The sequence below is a fragment of the Streptomyces avidinii genome, assembly GCF_014650695.1.
GTDB lineage: Bacteria > Actinomycetota > Actinomycetes > Streptomycetales > Streptomycetaceae > Streptomyces > Streptomyces avidinii.
In genome coordinates this window covers 226,810-243,036 of sequence record NZ_BMVL01000007.1, presented here as the reverse complement: position 1 = coordinate 243,036, position 16,227 = coordinate 226,810, and the positions used below count along the sequence as shown (strand labels likewise).

General features: G+C 72.2%; 19 protein-coding genes. 15 read left to right on the top strand and 4 right to left on the bottom strand.

Annotation, left to right across the window (positions count from 1 at the left end):
• Window positions 1-288: 288 nt before the first annotated feature.
• The 8 genes from IE257_RS20205 (at window position 289) to IE257_RS20170 (ending at window position 8,068) form a co-directional block, all read left to right on the top strand.
• The gene (locus IE257_RS20205; protein WP_229920530.1) at window positions 289-1,059 is read left to right on the top strand and encodes a hypothetical protein; all 771 of its coding nucleotides are present in this window, start codon (window positions 289-291) and stop codon (window positions 1,057-1,059) included.
• Window positions 1,060-1,166: 107 nt separating this feature from the next.
• Window positions 1,167-3,014 carry a glutamine--fructose-6-phosphate transaminase (isomerizing) gene (gene glmS / locus IE257_RS20200; protein WP_189970595.1) on the top strand — a complete coding sequence of 616 codons (1,848 nt, stop codon included), beginning with the start codon at window positions 1,167-1,169 and terminating at the stop codon, window positions 3,012-3,014.
• A 21-nt stretch (window positions 3,015-3,035) separates the two neighbouring features.
• Window positions 3,036-3,404: a holo-ACP synthase gene (locus IE257_RS20195; protein WP_189970593.1), complete on the top strand. Its 369-nt coding sequence runs from the start codon at window positions 3,036-3,038 to the stop codon at window positions 3,402-3,404.
• Between the two features lie 10 nt (window positions 3,405-3,414).
• Entirely contained in the window at window positions 3,415-4,815 is a 1,401-nt protein-coding gene (locus IE257_RS20190; RefSeq protein ID WP_189970591.1) for an NAD(P)H-hydrate epimerase, read from the top strand.
• A 94-nt stretch (window positions 4,816-4,909) separates the two neighbouring features.
• A complete protein-coding gene (gene alr, locus IE257_RS20185; RefSeq protein ID WP_189970589.1) occupies window positions 4,910-6,052 on the top strand; it encodes an alanine racemase in 1,143 nt (380 codons plus the stop codon).
• Window positions 6,018-7,250, top strand: a complete 1,233-nt coding sequence (locus IE257_RS20180) for an alpha/beta fold hydrolase (protein WP_372453100.1) — start codon at window positions 6,018-6,020, stop codon at window positions 7,248-7,250. Before alr ends, IE257_RS20180 begins: the two co-directional genes overlap by 35 nt.
• The gene (gene tsaE / locus IE257_RS20175) at window positions 7,201-7,767 is read left to right on the top strand and encodes a tRNA (adenosine(37)-N6)-threonylcarbamoyltransferase complex ATPase subunit type 1 TsaE (protein ID WP_372453101.1); all 567 of its coding nucleotides are present in this window, start codon (window positions 7,201-7,203) and stop codon (window positions 7,765-7,767) included. Before IE257_RS20180 ends, tsaE begins: the two co-directional genes overlap by 50 nt.
• Before the next feature lie 115 nt (window positions 7,768-7,882).
• The gene (locus tag IE257_RS20170) at window positions 7,883-8,068 is read left to right on the top strand and encodes a hypothetical protein (RefSeq protein ID WP_189970586.1); all 186 of its coding nucleotides are present in this window, start codon (window positions 7,883-7,885) and stop codon (window positions 8,066-8,068) included.
• A 57-nt stretch (window positions 8,069-8,125) separates the two neighbouring features.
• Here IE257_RS20170 and IE257_RS20165 read toward each other — a convergent pair whose 3' ends face one another.
• On the bottom strand, window positions 8,126-8,680 hold the full coding sequence (locus IE257_RS20165) for a hypothetical protein (RefSeq protein ID WP_189970585.1): 555 nt from the start codon (window positions 8,678-8,680) through the stop codon (window positions 8,126-8,128).
• 121 nt (window positions 8,681-8,801) lie between these two features.
• Between IE257_RS20165 and tsaB the strand changes: the two genes are divergently transcribed.
• Genes tsaB through IE257_RS20145 form a run of 4 tightly spaced genes read left to right on the top strand, consistent with a single transcriptional unit; the run spans window position 8,802 to window position 11,365 of the window.
• A complete protein-coding gene (gene tsaB, locus IE257_RS20160; protein ID WP_189970583.1) occupies window positions 8,802-9,464 on the top strand; it encodes a tRNA (adenosine(37)-N6)-threonylcarbamoyltransferase complex dimerization subunit type 1 TsaB in 663 nt (220 codons plus the stop codon).
• Window positions 9,465-9,484: 20 nt separating this feature from the next.
• Window positions 9,485-9,964 carry a ribosomal protein S18-alanine N-acetyltransferase gene (rimI, locus tag IE257_RS20155; RefSeq protein ID WP_037861138.1) on the top strand — a complete coding sequence of 160 codons (480 nt, stop codon included), beginning with the start codon at window positions 9,485-9,487 and terminating at the stop codon, window positions 9,962-9,964.
• Entirely contained in the window at window positions 9,957-11,096 is a 1,140-nt protein-coding gene (gene tsaD, locus IE257_RS20150; RefSeq protein ID WP_189970581.1) for a tRNA (adenosine(37)-N6)-threonylcarbamoyltransferase complex transferase subunit TsaD, read from the top strand. Before rimI ends, tsaD begins: the two co-directional genes overlap by 8 nt.
• Window positions 11,093-11,365: a hypothetical protein gene (locus tag IE257_RS20145; RefSeq protein ID WP_229920529.1), complete on the top strand. Its 273-nt coding sequence runs from the start codon at window positions 11,093-11,095 to the stop codon at window positions 11,363-11,365. Before tsaD ends, IE257_RS20145 begins: the two co-directional genes overlap by 4 nt.
• Window positions 11,366-11,389: 24 nt before the next feature.
• Here the strand turns inward: IE257_RS20145 and IE257_RS20140 are convergent, their stop codons facing one another.
• Complete coding sequence (locus IE257_RS20140; RefSeq protein ID WP_189970579.1) at window positions 11,390-12,610, bottom strand: class I SAM-dependent methyltransferase; 1,221 nt, start codon at window positions 12,608-12,610, stop codon at window positions 11,390-11,392.
• 245 nt (window positions 12,611-12,855) lie between these two features.
• Here IE257_RS20140 and IE257_RS20135 point away from each other — a divergent pair, with 245 nt between their 5' ends.
• Both IE257_RS20135 and IE257_RS20130 read left to right on the top strand, forming a co-directional pair.
• Window positions 12,856-13,725, top strand: coding sequence for a polysaccharide deacetylase family protein (locus IE257_RS20135; RefSeq protein WP_229920528.1), 870 nt, complete (start codon window positions 12,856-12,858; stop codon window positions 13,723-13,725).
• Window positions 13,725-14,609, top strand: a complete 885-nt coding sequence (locus tag IE257_RS20130) for a polysaccharide deacetylase family protein (protein WP_229920527.1) — start codon at window positions 13,725-13,727, stop codon at window positions 14,607-14,609. The genes IE257_RS20135 and IE257_RS20130 overlap by 1 nt, the downstream gene beginning before the upstream one ends.
• A gap of 520 nt (window positions 14,610-15,129) precedes the next feature.
• Here the strand turns inward: IE257_RS20130 and IE257_RS20125 are convergent.
• Window positions 15,130-15,336 (bottom strand): hypothetical protein, encoded by a 207-nt coding sequence (locus tag IE257_RS20125; protein ID WP_189970575.1) that lies wholly within the window; start codon window positions 15,334-15,336, stop codon window positions 15,130-15,132.
• Entirely contained in the window at window positions 15,329-15,475 is a 147-nt protein-coding gene (locus tag IE257_RS20120) for a hypothetical protein (RefSeq protein WP_209468417.1), read from the bottom strand. The genes IE257_RS20125 and IE257_RS20120 overlap by 8 nt, the downstream gene beginning before the upstream one ends.
• 189 nt (window positions 15,476-15,664) lie before the next feature.
• Between IE257_RS20120 and IE257_RS20115 the strand changes: the two genes are divergently transcribed.
• On the top strand, window positions 15,665-16,227 hold a 563-nt coding region (locus IE257_RS20115), incomplete at its 3' end, for a GntR family transcriptional regulator (RefSeq protein ID WP_189971004.1).

Below are 16,227 nucleotides of genomic sequence, written 5' to 3'. Positions count from 1 at the left end.
TGTCGGGGCTCCGGGGCGGTTGTGGGTGGTGTGGTCGGTCACGTGTGCAACGGCAGGGGCGGATACCGGTCGGGGCCCGGCCGGAACCGGGAGGGTTGCACGGCCGGTGGTTTCGATTGGAAATTCTTGGTGTCTCACCCGGGTCACGATTGGCCGCGATCGCCGTCCGTGGCGCCCGGGTGATCCATCGCCCCGTACATTGTTGATCACCGCAGTCATCTCCACGCCCCGCTCCGAGGGGCGCGGTTCGGGCTGCCTGCATCTGTCTTTTCCCTGGGGGAGTTTCTCGTGCGCAACGCTCTTGTCCGTCGTACCGTCCTGGCCGCCTCCGCGGTCTCCCTGGCCCTGCTGGCCACCGCCTGCGGCTCCGACAAGGCCGACACCAAGGCGGACGCCAAGCCGTCGGAGGCCGCCGCGACGTCGGCCGCCCCGGCCGCCAAGGCGAAGACGAGCGCCGAGCTGGCCGGTGTGATCGTGGTCCAGGCCGACCTGCCGACCCACGTGGTCAAGGCGCCCACCGACGCCGAGACCGCCGCCGCGGCCGGCGCCAAGAGCGACAAGCCGGAGTGCCAGCCGCTGGTGTCGGCGCAGTCCATGAACCCGGTGGGCACCGCTGCGGGCACGGCCGGCACCAGGGCCGTCGCCAAGGGCAAGGAGCCCGCCGCCGACGCCAGCCCCGAGGAGAAGCTCAAGGCCGGTCTGGACGCCCTGGGCGGCACCACCACCTCGGTCTACCTCGCCTCGTACGAGGGCAAGGGCGCCGCGGAGGCCTTCGCCTCCGTCAAGACTGCGGGCACGGCCTGCGCCGGCGGCTACACCGGCAGCCAGGCGGGCGACTCGCTCAAGATCACGAAGGTGGCTCCGGGTGCTGCCGTCACCGCCGGCGACGAGGCCCTCGCGTACACCGTGACGGGTGACGCGGACGGCGAGACGATCACCATGGAGCTCGTCGTCGTGCGCAAGGGCAACACCCTGGCGACCTTCTCGGCCCTGAGCCTCACCGGCGTCGCGGAGCAGCCGAAGGCCGTCGTCGACGCCCAGGTGAAGAAGCTCGGCTGACCCCGGCCCGCAGAGACGTCAACCCGCTCCGGCGCATTCGCCGGGGCGGGTTTTTCGTCTTGTTCGGCTACGGGGCAGACGGCGGACCACGGCGTACGCTGCGCCGTATGTGCGGAATTGTGGGTTACGTGGGAGCGCAGTCGGCGCTCGATGTGGTCATTGCCGGACTCAAGCGGCTGGAGTACCGCGGCTACGACTCGGCCGGGGTCGCCGTGCTCGCGGACGGCAGCCTGGCGGCCGCCAAGAAGGCCGGGAAGCTCGTCAATCTGGAGAAGGAGCTGGTCGGGCACCCGCTGCCGGCCGGCTCCACGGGACTGGGGCACACCCGGTGGGCGACCCACGGCGGGCCCACCGACGCCAACGCCCACCCGCACCTCGACAACTCGGGGCGCGTGGCCGTCGTGCACAACGGCATCATCGAGAACTTCGCCGCGCTGCGGGCCGAACTGGCCGAGCGCGGCCACCGGCTGGAGTCCGAGACGGACACCGAGGTCGTGGCGCACCTGCTGGCGGAGCAGTTCTCGGCCACCGCCGACCTCGCGGAGGCGATGCGTCAGGTGTGCCGGCGCCTGGACGGTGCGTTCACGCTGGTCGCGGTGCACGCCGACGAGCCGGACGTGGTGGTCGGCGCGCGCCGGAACTCGCCCCTGGTGGTGGGCGTCGGAGAGGGGGAGAACTTCCTCGCCTCGGACGTGGCCGCCTTCATCGCCCACACCCGCTCGGCGATCGAGCTGGGCCAGGACCAGGTCGTCGAGCTGCGCCGCGAGGGGGTCACGGTCACCAACTTCGACGGTACGGCCGCGACCGTGCGGGCGTACCACGTGGACTGGGACGCCTCGGCGGCCGAGAAGGGGGGCTACGACTACTTCATGCTCAAGGAGATCGCCGAGCAGCCGAAGGCCGTCGCCGACACCCTCCTGGGCAGGATCGACGCGAGCGGCTCCCTGACCCTGGACGAGGTGCGCATCCCCGTCTCGGTGCTCCGCGAGGTCGACAAGGTCGTCATCGTGGCGTGCGGTACGGCCTACCACGCGGGCATGATCGCGAAGCTGGCCATCGAGCACTGGACCCGCATCCCGTGCGAGACCGAGCTGGCGAGCGAGTTCCGCTACCGCGACCCGATCCTGGACCAGCGCACGCTGGTGGTCGCGATCTCGCAGTCCGGCGAGACCATGGACACCCTGATGGCACTGCGGCACGCGCGTGAACAGGGCGCCAAGGTGCTGGCCATCTGCAACACGAACGGATCGACGATCCCGCGCGAATCGGACGCCGTGCTCTACACGCACGCCGGCCCCGAGGTGGCCGTCGCCTCGACCAAGGCCTTCCTGACCCAGCTGGTGGCCTGCTACCTGGTCGCGCTGTACCTCGGCCAGGTACGGGGCACCAAGTGGGGCGACGAGATCGAGGCCGTGATCCGCGAGCTGTCGGACATCGCCGCGGCGGTCGACACCGTACTGGAGACCATGGAGCCGGTACGGCAGCTCGCGCGCTCCCTCGCGGACAAGGACACCGTGCTGTTCCTCGGGCGCCACGTGGGCTATCCGGTGGCGCTGGAGGGCGCGCTCAAGCTCAAGGAGCTGGCGTACATGCACGCCGAGGGCTTCGCGGCGGGCGAGCTCAAGCACGGGCCGATCGCGCTCATCGAGAAGGACCTGCCGGTGGTGGTCGTCGTCCCGTCGCCGCGCGGCCGGTCGGTGCTCCACGACAAGATCGTGTCGAACATCCAGGAGATCAGGGCCCGCGGGGCGCGGACCATCGTGATCGCGGAGGAGGGCGACGAAGCGGTCGTCCCGTACGCCGACCACCTGATCCGGATCCCGGCGACGCCGACGCTGCTCCAGCCGCTCGTGGCGACCGTCCCGCTGCAGGTGTTCGCGTGCGAGCTGGCGACGGCGCGCGGCAACGAGGTGGACCAGCCGCGTAATCTCGCCAAGTCGGTGACCGTGGAGTAGCGGAGCAGTGGGACGGCCTGGGTGATTATCGGTGTGGGGATCGACGTCGCGGAGATCGAGCGGTTCGGTGCGGCGCTGGAGCGCACACCGAACCTGGCCGGGCGGCTCTTCGTCGACGCGGAGTTGACGCTGCCGAGCGGCGAGCGGCGCGGGACCGCCTCGCTCGCCGCCCGGTTCGCTGCCAAGGAAGCCCTGGCCAAAGCCCTCGGTGCGCCCGGCGGTCTGCTGTGGACCGACGCCGAGGTGTACGTCGAGGACACCGGCCAGCCCCGGCTGCGCGTGTCCGGCACGGTCCGGGCGCGGGCCCTGGCCCTGGGCGTCAAGTCCTGGCACATCTCGCTCAGTCACGACGCCGGTGTGGCCTCCGCCGTGGTGATCGCAGAAGGTTAGGGGACAGTCCATGCGAACCGCTTACAGCGTGGAGACCGTACGGGGCGCCGAGCGGGAGCTGATGGCCCGGCTGCCCGAGGGCGCCCTGATGCAACGGGCGGCGGCCGGACTGGCCGCTGCCTGCGCGGGGCTGCTGCGGCGCACCCGGGGCGGCGTGTACGGGGCGCGGGTCGTGCTGCTCGTCGGCCCCGGGGACAACGGCGGTGACGCGCTCTACGCGGGCGCCCGGCTGGCCCGGCGCGGCGCCGGCGTGACGGCGGTGCCGATGGACCCCGAGCGGATCCACCCGGGGGCCCTGGCGGCGCTGCGGGCCGCCGGGGGACACCTCGCGCCGTCCGTCCCGCAGCAGGCGGACCTCGTACTGGACGGGCTGCTCGGGATCGGCGGGAGGGGCGGACTGCGCCCGGCGGCCGCGGCCCTGGTGGAGCGGATCCCGTCGGGGGTCCCCGTGGTCGCGGTGGACCTGCCGAGCGGCGTGGACGCGGACACCGGGGAAGTGGCGGGCTCGGCCGTGACGGCCGATGTGACGGTGACCTTCGGGGCGTACAAGCCCGGCCTGCTGATCGACCCCGGGGCGTCCCGGGCGGGCGCGGTGCACCTCGTGGACATTGGGCTGGAGCTGCCGTCCCCGGAGGTGGAGGCCCTGCAGCACGCGGATGTGGCGGGGCTGCTGCCGGAGCCGACGGCGTCGAGCGACAAGTACCGGCGGGGTGTGGTCGGGATCGTCGCCGGGTCCGCGCAGTACCCCGGTGCGGCGGTGCTGGCCGTGGCGGGAGCGCTGCGCGGCGGCGCGGGCGCGGTGCGGTACGTGGGGCCGGCGGCCGACGCGGTGCTCGCCCGCTACCCCGAGACGCTCATCGGGCCCGGCCGGGTGCAGGCCTGGGTGGTCGGCCCGGGGCTGGGCGCGGGGCGCGCCGGGGAGGTGGCGGAACTGTTGGCGGGGGACGCGGCGGTGCTGGTCGACGCCGACGGGCTGCGCGGGCTGGACGAGACGGCGCTGCGGGCCCGGACGGCCCCCACCCTGCTGACCCCGCACGCGGGGGAGGCGGCGGCGCTGCTCGGGGTGTCGCGGGAGTCGGTGGAGGCGGGCCGGCTGGACGCGGTCCGGGTGCTGGCGCAGCGGTACGGGGCGTCGGTGCTGCTGAAGGGCTCGACGACGCTGGTCGCCTCCGGCGGGGAAGCCGTCCGGGTGAACCCGACGGGCACCCCGTGGCTGGCCACCGCGGGCAGCGGAGACGTGCTGTCCGGGCTGGGCGGGTCCCTGCTGGCGGGCGGCCTGTCCGGCGCGGACGCGGGCGCGGTGGGCGCGTACCTCCACGGCCTGGCGGCCCGCCGGGTCGGGGGCCCCCTCCTGGCCCACCAGGTGGCCGAAGCCCTCCCGGCGGCCTGGCGCGACACCCGCCACCCCTGATGCCGCTGCGCGCCCGCAGACCGAAGCGGAGGCCCGGTGGCCAGTTGGGCCAGCCCCCGCAGGGCCGGGCGGGGGTTCTGAGAGACTGGGGGCGATGAACGAGACAGCGACGCGCGTGTACGCCGAGATCGATCTTGACGCCGTACGGGAGAACGTGCGCGCACTGCGCGAGCGGGCGCCCCGGGCCGAGTTCATGGCCGTGGTCAAGGCGAATGCCTACGGGCACGGGGCCCTGGAGTGCGCCAGAGCCGCCCAGGAGGCCGGTGCCACCTGGCTCGGGACGGCCACCCCGGACGAGGCCCTGGCCCTGCGCGCCGCCGGCATCGAGGGCCGCGTCATGTGCTGGCTCTGGACCCCGGGCGGGCCGTGGCGGGAGGCCGTCGAGGCCGACCTGGACGTCTCCGTCAGCGGCATGTGGGCCCTCGACGAGGTCCGCGAGGCCGCCCGCGCGGCCGGCCGCACCGCACGCATCCAGCTCAAGGCCGACACCGGCCTCGGCCGCAACGGCTGCCAGCCCGCCGACTGGGAGGCCCTGGTCGGTGCGGCCGTCGCCGCCCAGGCCGAGGGCACCGTCAAGGTCACCGGCCTCTGGTCGCACTTCGCCTGCGCCGACGAGCCCGGACACCCCTCCATCCAGCTCCAGCTGACCGCCTTCCGCGACATGCTGGCGTACGCCGAGAAGGAGGGTGTCGAGCCCGAGGTCCGGCACATCGCCAACTCGCCGGCCACCCTCACCCTGCCCGAGTCCCACTTCGACCTGGTGCGCTGCGGGCTGGCCGTCTACGGCGTCTCGCCGGCGCCCGAGCTCGGCACCCCCGCCCAGCTGGGCCTGCGGCCCGCGATGACCCTCAAGGCCTCGGTCGCGCTGGTCAAGACGGTCCCCGCCGGGCACGGCGTGAGCTACGGCCACCACTACGTCACCGATGCCGAGACGAACCTCGCGCTGATCCCGGCGGGCTACGCCGACGGCATCCCGCGGCAGGCCTCCGGCCTCGGCCCGGTGCTCGTCGCGGGCAAGGTCCGCCACGTGGCCGGGCGCGTCGCGATGGACCAGTTCGTGGTCGACTTGGACGGAGACCACGCCCGCGCAGGTGACGAGGCCGTCATCTTCGGGGACGCGGAGCGCGGTGAACCCACCGCCGAGGACTGGGCCCGGGCGGCGCACACGATCGGGTACGAGATCGTCACCCGTATCGGTGGACGTGTGCCCCGGGTGTACCTGGGCGGCCGATCGTAGTGAGGGCGGCGGCGTGAGCGAGAACTGGCGCAAGGCCGGCTGGGCCGGCGCCGCCATCGGCGTGATAGCCGCGGGCGCGGCGGCCGGTGTCGCGGTCGAACGGATCACCGTGGGGCGCGGCATGCGGATGAAGGCACGCCTCGCACTGGACGCGGCCGGGGACTACGGGTCCCTGCGCGGCACCCAGGGAATCTGCCGGGCCGAGGACGCCACCGAGCTCTACTACGAGGTCGACGAGCTCCCCGACGACGGCAAGCGGCGGCGGCTGCGGCGCAAGCCCGAGCCCCCCGCCACTGTCGTCTTCTGCCACGGCTACTGCCTCGCCCAGGACTCCTGGCACTTCCAGCGCGCCGCCCTGCGCGGTGTGGTCCGCGCGGTCTACTGGGACCAGCGCAGCCACGGCCGCAGCGCCCGCGGCCTCGCCCAGGCGGACGGCGAGCCGCTGGGCATCGACCGGCTCGGCCGGGACCTGAAGGCCGTCATCGACGCCGCCGCCCCCGAGGGGCCGCTGATCCTGGTGGGTCACTCGATGGGCGGAATGACCATCATGGGATTCGCCGAGCAGTACCCCGAGCTCGTCCGCGACCGCGTCGTCGGCGTGGCCCTCATCGGAACCTCCAGCGGCCGCCTCGACGAGGTGACGTACGGGCTCCCCGCGGTCGGCATGGGCGCGGTGCGCCGGATCCTGCCGGGCGTGCTCAGGGCGCTCGGCTCGCAGGTGGAGCTGGTGGAAAAGGGCCGCCGGGCCACCGCGGACCTCTTCGCCGGCATGATCAAGATGTACTCGTTCGGCTCCCGGGACGTGGATCCGGGCGTCGCGCGGTTCGCGGAGCGGCTGATCGAGGCCACGCCCATCGACGTGGTCGCCGAGTTCTACCCCGCCTTCCAGACCCACGACAAGACCGCCGCGCTCCAGCTGTTCGCGGACCTGCCGGTCACCGTCATCGCCGGGGACAACGACATGATCACCCCGCCCGCGCACAGCGTCGCCATCAAGGAGGCGCTGCCCGCCGCCGACCTCGTGGTCCTGGAGTCCACCGGGCACCTGATGATGCTGGAACGCCCGGAAACCGTGACACGCCTGCTCACCGAGCTGCTGGAGCGCACCGGGACGGCGACGGTCCCCGCAGCGACTAACGTTGGCGCGCATGGAAGAAGTACCGCTGGAAGCACAGCGCAGCCAGGCGCCGGCACCTGAGGCCGCGGCCGGCTCGGAGACCCGGATCACCGTCGATTCCCCGGACACGATGCAGGAGCTGGGCCGCAGGATCGCCGCCCTGCTGCGCCCGGGCGACCTCGTCCTGCTGACCGGCGAGCTGGGCGCGGGCAAGACCACGCTCACCCGCGGTCTCGGCGAGGGCCTGGGCGTGCGCGGGGCCGTGACCTCGCCGACCTTCGTCATCGCCCGCGTGCACCCCTCGCTGACCGGTGGACCGGCGCTGGTGCACGTGGACGCGTACCGGCTGGGCGGCGGGCTGGAGGAGATGGAGGACCTCGACCTCGACGTCTCGCTCCCCGAGTCCGTGGTCGTCGTGGAATGGGGAGACGGCAAGGTGGAGGAGCTCTCCGACGATCGGCTGCACGTGGTGATCGCCCGGGCGGTCGGCCACGAGGAGGTTCTGGACGACGTGCGCGAGGTCTCGGTGCGCGGGATCGGCGCGCGCTGGGGTTCCGGAGCCGGGCTGGACGCGCTGGCGGGCGCCCTCTCGGAGTAAACGTACCGACAACCCGTCGGCAAGATATTGCGCTGTCGGCAGCGCTCGTGGTGACATGGTACCGAGCGGTTCTTAGGTATGCCTAAGTACGGTGTCCCGGGTCCAGGAGGCAGCCATGTCGGCACCAGCAGGAGCACATCGCGAACCCCGCCCGTCCACCGTCTCCATGTGGACGCTCCTCGCTGCCGGCGTGGCCGCCAACGCCGTCTCCACGCCCCCCGCGCGGGAGTACGCCACCGGCACGGGCGGGCCGGCCGACCCCGCACACGAAGAGGCCGCTCCGGAGTCCGAAGCGGCCTAGGGCTGTCCTGGGCGTCCTGTCGCCTTCACCCGGTCGGGTGAAGGGCGGCCGGGTCCGTCAGGGAACGACGACGACCTTCGACGCGATCGTGGCGAAGGCCCACATCACATCGCCGTCGGCACGGGTCATCCGGATGCCGCCGGTCTTCTTGTTCGGGTCGGGCTCCGGCGTCGCGCCGTCCGTACGCGCACTGAAACCGACCGCCACGCCCTCCGCCGTGGCGAACCGGACGACGTGCTCGATCGGCACCCCGTCCGAGCCGGTCACGGACCCCGAACGCGAACCGACCGTGTAGGTGCCCGCCTTGGGGTGGACCGTGCTCGGCATCACCGCGAACGACTTCGGCTCCTGCGTGGGGTCGCCCACCAGCCACACCCGCTTCTGGCCCACCGAGTACACGACCCGCACCCCGGTGCCGGAACCCTCCGGCACGGGCACCGGCTTCGCCGGGTCCTGCTTGGCGGCCTGGCTCGCGGCGGGGGCCGGCTCCTGCGCGGCCGCCTTCGGAGGATGCGCGGGCGCCGTGGCGGAGGCCTGGTAACCGAGGAAGCCGACGACGGCCACCGCCGCGGCGGTGAGCCCGGCCACGATTCCCGAGCTGCTGCGTGCCACCTTGCTCCACCTCTCCGCGCCGGACTGGTACCACGTTCGATACCCCGGTCGAAAGGTAGCAGCCACCCTGCTCCCAGACCGGCCGCAAGGGGCGCGGCCGCCGGAGTCGTAGGCTGTTCGCGTGCTCTTGCTCGCCGTAGATACCGCCACGCCCGCCGTCACCGTCGCCCTGCACGACGGTGAGTCCGTCGTCGCCGAGTCGAACCAGGTCGACGCCCGCCGCCACGGGGAGCTCCTGCTGCCCTCCGTGGACAAGGTCCTCGCCGAGGCCGGGGTCACGCTCGAAGCCGTCACCGGCGTCGTCGTCGGCGTCGGGCCCGGCCCCTACACCGGGCTGCGCGTCGGCCTCGTCACCGCCTCCACCTTCGCCGCCGTCCTCGGCGTGCCCGTGCACGGCCTGTGCACCCTCGACGGCCTCGCCCACGCCGCAGGGGCCGCCGGGGTCGAAGGCCCCTTCGTCGTCGCCACCGACGCACGGCGCAAGGAGGTCTACTGGGCCCGGTACGAGGACCCGCGCACGCGCGTCGGCGAGCCAGCCGTGGACCGGCCGGCCGACATCGCCGAGCAGGTCGCGGGCCTGCCCGCCGTCGGCCAGGGCGCGCTCCTCTACCCCGAGGTCTTCCCGGACGCCCGGGGCCCCGAGCACCAGTCGGCCGGCGCGCTGGCCTCACTGGCCGCGGAACGACTGGCCGCCGGCCTGGAGTTCCTGCCTCCGACCCCGCTCTACCTGCGCCGGCCCGACGCGCAGGTGCCGAAGAACTACAAGGTGGTCACCCCGCAGTGACGTCCCACACGCTGCGTGAGATGCGCTGGTGGGACATCGGACCCGTGCTGGAACTGGAGCACGAGCTGTTCCCCGAGGACGCCTGGTCCGCCGGGATGTTCTGGTCCGAACTCGCCCACGCCCGAGGCCCGCAGGCCACGCGCCGCTACATCGTCGCCGAGGACGGGACGGGCCGCCTGGTCGGCTACGCCGGACTGGCCGCCGCCGGCGACCTGGCCGACGTACAGACCATCGCGGCCGCGCGCGACCAGTGGGGGACCGGGCTCGGCGCCCGGCTCCTGACCGACCTGCTGCGCGCCGCCACTGCGTTCGAATGTGCCGAGGTGCTGCTGGAGGTACGGGTGGACAACACCCGCGCCCAGAAGCTCTACGAGCGCTTCGGCTTCGAGCCCATCGGCTTCCGGCGCGGCTACTACCAACCCGGCAACGTCGACGCGCTCGTCATGCGACTGACCGACCCCGCACAAGCACGAACTGAGAGCAGTGAGAGCAATGGCTGACGAACCGCTCGTCCTCGGCATCGAGACCTCCTGCGACGAGACCGGCGTCGGCGTCGTCCGCGGCACCACCCTGCTCGCGGACGCGATCGCGTCGAGCGTCGACGAGCACGCGCGCTTCGGCGGCGTCGTGCCCGAGGTGGCCTCGCGGGCCCACCTGGAGGCGATGGTCCCCACCATCGAGCGCGCCCTCAAGGAAGCCGGGGTCAGCGCCCGCGACCTCGACGGCATCGCCGTCACCGCGGGTCCCGGTCTCGCGGGCGCCCTGCTCGTGGGCGTCTCGGCGGCCAAGGCCTACGCGTACGCGCTGGGCAAGCCGCTGTACGGGGTGAACCACCTGGCCTCCCACATCTGCGTGGACCAGCTGGAACACGGGCCGCTGCCGGAGCCGACGATGGCCCTGCTGGTGTCCGGCGGGCACTCCTCGCTGCTGCTGGCCCCGGACATCACCTCCGACGTACGGCCGCTCGGCGCGACCATCGACGACGCGGCGGGCGAGGCCTTCGACAAGATCGCGCGCGTGCTCCAGCTGGGCTTCCCCGGCGGTCCGGTCATCGACCGGCTCGCGCGCGAGGGCGACCCGAAGGCGATCAACTTCCCGCGCGGGCTGACGGGCCCGCGCGACGCCGCGTACGACTTCTCCTTCTCCGGGCTGAAGACGGCCGTCGCCCGCTGGATCGAGGCGAAGCGCAAGGCGGGCGAGGACGTTCCGGTGCGCGATGTGGCCGCGTCCTTCCAGGAGGCCGTGGTGGACGTGCTGACGCGCAAGGCGATCCGGGCCTGCAAGGACGAGGGCGTCGACCACCTGATGATCGGCGGCGGCGTCGCGGCCAACTCCCGGCTGCGCTCACTGGCGCAGGAGCGGTGCGACGCCGCGGGGATCGTGCTGCGCGTACCGCGGCCGAAGCTGTGCACGGACAACGGCGCGATGGTGGCGGCGCTGGGCGCCGAGATGGTCAAGCGGAACAGGCCCGCCTCGGACTGGGACCTGTCGGCGGACTCCTCGCTCCCGGTCACGGACCCGCACGTGCCGGGGACGTCCCACGAGCACGAACACGAGCACGGGCACGGGCACGGCCACGGCCACGCCCACGACCACGTGCACGAACTGAGCAAGGACAACCTGTACTCGTGAGCACCGTCGCGCTGATGTGGGAGGCCCGGGCCGCCGACGGCCGGGGCAACGAACTGCTGGAGTGGGCCCGCGCCCAGATCCTGGCGCGGGAGCCGGTGCGCCGCGAGGTTTTCCGGGCCCCGCAGGACCGGGTCCTCGTGATCACCTGGTGGGAGGCCGCCGAGGGCGTGGCGGCGGACCTCCCCGAACTGCCCGAGCCCGCGGCCGACCTGATCACGCGGGCGGTGCACCGCTGGCGGTTCGAGTCGGTGGAGGTCGACGGAGCCTGACCGGAGCCGCCGGGCGCGCTCACTTCACCGGCCGGGCGTCGCCGCAGGCGGTACGGCAGCCGGCACGGAGGGGGGTACGGCCGGGGCGCCGATCAGCATCGAGGGAGCCCCCGCCACCCGGGTCAGGAAGACGGTCGCGGAGTTCGGCCCCTGCGGCTTGACCTTGCGGCGCAGCTCCTCGGGCTCGATCGCCGAGCCGCGCTTCTTCACGGTCAGGATCCCGACCCCGCGCTCGCGCAGCAGCGCCTTCAGCTTCTTCAGGCCGAAGGGCAGCACGTCGGTGATCTCGTACGGCGTCGCGTACGGCGTCGCGCGCAGTTCGTCGGCGGTGATGTAGGCGATGGTCGGGTCGATCAGCCGGCCGTCCAGCTCCCCGGCGACCTCGGCGACGAGGTGGGCGCGGATGACGGCGCCGTCGGGCTCGTAGAGCCAGCGGCCGACCGGCCCGGCCGCCGGATCGGGGAGCGGATCGGCGGTGTGCAGCCCGCGCGGCCCGGGGAGCAGGGTGGCGCGCACGGTCCCCGGGGCGGTCCCGAACCAGAGCACGGCCTCCTTGACGTCACCCTGGTCGGAGATCCACTCGGCCTCGGCCTCCGGAGGCACGGCCTCGTGCGGGATCCCGGGGGCGATCTTGATGGCGGCGTACTTCGCCGCACGGGCCGTCTCGACCGCCCACGACAGCGGCGGCGAGTACGACTCGGGGTCGAAGATCCGGCCGCGCCCCCCGCGCCGGGCCGGGTCGATGAAGACCGCGTCGTAGCCGGAAGTGTCCACCTCCGTCACGTCCGCCTCCCGGACCTCGATCAGGTCCGCCAGCCCCAGCACCTCGGCGTTGGCCCGCGCGACGGCGACGGTGAGCGGGTCGTGGTCCACCGCGAGCACCCGGATGCCGAGCCGGGCCAGCGCGAGGGCGTCCCCGCCGATCCCGCAGCACAGGTCCGCGAGGCTGCGTACGCCGAGGGCCGCGAGCCGCTCGGCCCGATACGAGGCCACGGACGCGCGGGTGGCCATCTCGCCGCCGCCGGGCGTGAAGTACATCCGGAAGGCGTCCTCGGCGCCGAACTTCGCCACCGCGCGCTGCCGCAGCCGGGCCTGCCCGAGCGCGGCGGAGACCAGCCCGGCGGGGTGTTCGCGGCGCAGCCGGGTGGCGACGGCCAGCTCCTGGGCGGGGTCGTAGTCGCGGAGCGAGTCGAGGAGGGCGCGGCCCTCGGGGGTGAGGAGGGCGGCGAAGTCTTCGGGGGTCACGGGTCCATTGTCGGCGACGGGCCGGACCGGGGACGGCACGGGAGGGCTGCGGGGGAGGCCGGGAGGGAGCCCCGCGGCGGACGGGTGTGGGCCAGTCGAAGGAAGGTGCGACCGCGTTCGCGGTGTCTTCCGGGGAGCCCGTGTGTCGGGTGCCAGGATGCGCTGCTATGCAGCTAGTACGACAAAAGGGAAATAAGTCGCAACAGGGTCACCGGTACGCGGCAGGTCCGCGCGGCCGGTTCGGGGTGGCCGTCGCAGCCCTGCTCGTCGCCGCCCTCGGAACGGCCTGCGGATCCGGGGACTCCGGGCCGGACAAGGCCGCGAAGGCGAAGGCCGCCAAGGCTGCGGAAGCGGGCGCCGCGGGCGCGCTCAGCGCCGCCGAGAAGGCCAAGGCGGCCCAGCAGGCGCGCGTCGTCGCGGCGAAGAAGTGGGGCCTGCGCAAGACCCCGCTCGCCGCTCCGCCGGCGCCGAAGGAGAAGCCCGAGATCACCACGCGCGACGGCTTCGAGGTGGAGGATCAGGAGGAGTACCCCAACGTCTTCACCACCGTCCCGACCGAGGACAAGGTCGTCTTCCTGACGATCGACGACGGCTCGGAGAAGGACCCCGAGTTCCTGAAGATGATGCAGGAGCTCAAGATCCCGTACACGGCCTTCCTGAGCGACTACGTCGTACGGGACAACTACCCGTACTTCAAGAAGATGCAGGACGCGGGCGTCACCCTGAACAACCACACGCTCAACCACCGCTACATGCCGGGCCTGTCGTACGAGCAGCAGCGCGAGGAGATCTGCGGACAGCAGGACACCATCCAGAAGCAGTTCGGCAAGCGGCCGACCCTCTTCCGGCCGCCGTACGGCAACTACAACCAGGACACCCTGCGCGCGGCGAAGTCCTGCGGCATCAAGGCGGTCCCGCTGTGGAACGCGGAGGCGTTCACCAACCGGATGGACTATCGGGAGTGGGACCGCGATCTGCACCCCGGTGACATCATCCTCACTCACTTCCGGGGTAAGGAAGACTGGAAGGGCACGATGCCTGACATGATCCGTCATGTCATGAAGACCGTCACGGACAAGGGGTATGCCGTGGCTCGCCTGGAGGACTATCTGTGATGCGTGCGCGCCGGTTGGTAGTCGGAACGCTGGCGGCCGGCGCGCTCGCGCTGTCCCTGACGGGGTGCGGGGACAACGTCGACACCACCGAACGACTGGGCCGCAAGACGGCGGAGGCGACACCGGACGCCGGTGGCGCCACGCCGTCTCCGGCCGCTTCCGGCGCATCGGCGGCGCCGGGGGGCGCATCCGACGAGGCGTACAAGAAGTGGGGCCTGACGGCCCCCCTCCAGTACGCACCCAAGCCGGCCCAGAAGCCGCAGATCCCGAAGCCGGGCGCGGGCAAGGTCCCGGTGATAGACCGAATACCCGTACCGGCGGACGACAAGGTCGTCTTCCTGACCTTCGACGACGGCGCCGAGAAGGACCCCGAGTTCCTGAAGATGGCGGCCGACCTCAAGCTGCCGATCAGCATGTTCCTCACGGACAGCGTCGCCTCGTCGGACTACGGGCACTTCGAGAAGCTCCGGGACAATGGCTCGTCGAGCACGATAAACAACCACACGCTGTCGCACCCGAACCTCCGCACCCTGTCCTTCGAAGGGCAGAAGAAGGAGATATGCGGCCAGCAGGACCGCCTGGAGAAGCGCTTCGGCCAGCGCCCGCCGCTGTTCCGCCCGCCCTTCGGCAACTACAACGACGACACCCTCCGGGCGGCCTCGGAGTGCGGAGTCTCGTCCCTGGTCCTGTGGCGGGTCTCGATGCAGATCAACAACTTCCAGTACGCCGAGGGCTCCGCCCTCAAGCCGGGCGACATCATCCTCGCCCACTTCCGCGGCCCCGGTGAGCTCAAGGGCGCGACGGAAACCCAGATGACGACGCGCATGCTCCAGCGCATCCAGGAACAGGGCTACCGCATCGGCCGCCTGGAGGACTACCTCTAGGGGCACGGCTCCGGGGGCGGGAGCCGAGCGGTCGGCATCAGAGATGCGTATGGGGGTTTCCCGTCAGTCTCATCGTCTCTCCGTGTCGTGCCGGTCCCTCAAGGGCGCTCCTTCGTCGCGTCGCTTCGCGATGTCGCTGCGCTCCACCCTTGACCGACCGTCCCGCCCCGGACATACGAAGACTGCCGGGAAACCCCCAAAGGAACGGGCCGGGACCGAGCCTTCACGGACGGGGACATCAGAGATGCGCACCAGGGTCAGGGGCGGTCCCATTCCCGAGACGGGGACCCTCCCGAGTGGCCTCCCGGGTCGGGGGAGCGCGTCCAATCGCTACGCGCTCCTCAGCTCTCAGCGTCTCCAGCCCGTCCTGGGCCGGACATAAACCGCCCACGACCGCTACGCGCTTCTCGATGCCTACGCCCGACGACCGTCCGAGGCAGGCAGAAGGTGCTGACGGGCCCGTCCTCGGCCATTTCGTCGTGAAGCCGAGTCCGCCCGTCAGGGTTCTGGCGTCCCTTGATCAGGCAGGCTCCACGTTGGCGACCGAGGTAGTGAACTCACGGCCGGAGGCGGCACGGATATAAGCAAGCTCCATCCAGCGCTCCACGCCTGCGCCCGAGACGTTCTCGTTGACCACGGCCATCAACTCGCCTTCGACCCCGGAGGCGATGTCCCTGACACGGCGGCGCAGGAGTCGGTGCGGCAGGTACTCGTACCGATCACTCATCCGTCACCCCGCGCAGCGTGGCGACGAAACGCTCCCACCCAACCAGCGCCCGATCCAACAGATCCGAACTGGGCTCACCGATGCCCGCCACCCTCGCCGACAGGGCGTCATCCGCATCAATGCCGGACACATGCGGCATACCCATCACCCTCACTTGCGAGACCACTCTGAATAGCCTCTCTAGAGATGTATCCACTACAGCTGACGCGAGTGCGCCCCGTCAAGTGATCTCTAGAGATGTAAGCGAAAGGGGTCCCTGACGCAGGTTCGTGCGGTGGCATACCTCTGGCCCTAGGCTGTCTAGAGAGGAGAGGGAGTGATCGGTTTCATGAGCAGCCAGGGCGGCACCCGTCAGCCGAAGTACCAGCGGATCGCTGATGCGCTGAGGACGGCCATCCAAGCGGGCGAATACGGCCCGGGTGATCGGCTGCCCGGCGAGAACGACCTCATGGCCACGTACGAGGTCGCCCGGATGACCGCGCGCCAAGCCCTCGGCGTTTTGCAGAACGAAGGTCTCGCGGAGGCACGGAAGGGTGCCGGTGTGTTCGTGCGGGCGTTCAAGCCCCTGCGCCGCCGCGGCATCCAGCGGCTGGCGCACGAGCAGTGGGGCGCTGGCCGGTCGACCTGGTCCGATGAGTCCGAGGACAGGGAGCTGGTCGTCGATCAGATCGACGTTCGCGAAGAAGAGGCGGACAGCCGCTTCTCCGACGCCCTTGGCATTCCCGCGGGGGCTCGCGTGTGGGCGCGCAGCCGACGCTTCGTGCTCGATGGCAAACCCGTGTTGTTCGCCATGTCGTACCTGCCGTCCGACGTCGTCGCGGACTCGGCCGTCACGCAGGTCGACACCGGCCCCGGCGGGACGTACGCGCGGCTGGCCGAGCTGGGCTTCGC

What these genes read in the sequence shown, in the direction of transcription:
- glmS (WP_189970595.1), top strand. Translation starts at nt 1,167, where the DNA reads ATGTGCGGAATTGTGGGTTACGTGGGAGCGCAGTCGGCGCTCGATGTG.
- IE257_RS20190 (WP_189970591.1), top strand. Translation starts at nt 3,415, where the DNA reads ATGCGAACCGCTTACAGCGTGGAGACCGTACGGGGCGCCGAGCGGGAG.
- alr (WP_189970589.1), top strand. Translation starts at nt 4,910, where the DNA reads ATGAACGAGACAGCGACGCGCGTGTACGCCGAGATCGATCTTGACGCC.
- tsaE (WP_372453101.1), top strand. Translation starts at nt 7,201, where the DNA reads ATGGAAGAAGTACCGCTGGAAGCACAGCGCAGCCAGGCGCCGGCACCT.
- IE257_RS20170 (WP_189970586.1), top strand. Translation starts at nt 7,883, where the DNA reads ATGTCGGCACCAGCAGGAGCACATCGCGAACCCCGCCCGTCCACCGTC.
- rimI (WP_037861138.1), top strand. Translation starts at nt 9,485, where the DNA reads ATGCGCTGGTGGGACATCGGACCCGTGCTGGAACTGGAGCACGAGCTG.
- tsaD (WP_189970581.1), top strand. Translation starts at nt 9,957, where the DNA reads ATGGCTGACGAACCGCTCGTCCTCGGCATCGAGACCTCCTGCGACGAG.
- IE257_RS20130 (WP_229920527.1), top strand. Translation starts at nt 13,725, where the DNA reads ATGCGTGCGCGCCGGTTGGTAGTCGGAACGCTGGCGGCCGGCGCGCTC.
- IE257_RS20125 (WP_189970575.1), bottom strand. Translation starts at nt 15,336, where the DNA reads ATGAGTGATCGGTACGAGTACCTGCCGCACCGACTCCTGCGCCGCCGT.
- IE257_RS20120 (WP_209468417.1), bottom strand. Translation starts at nt 15,475, where the DNA reads ATGCCGCATGTGTCCGGCATTGATGCGGATGACGCCCTGTCGGCGAGG.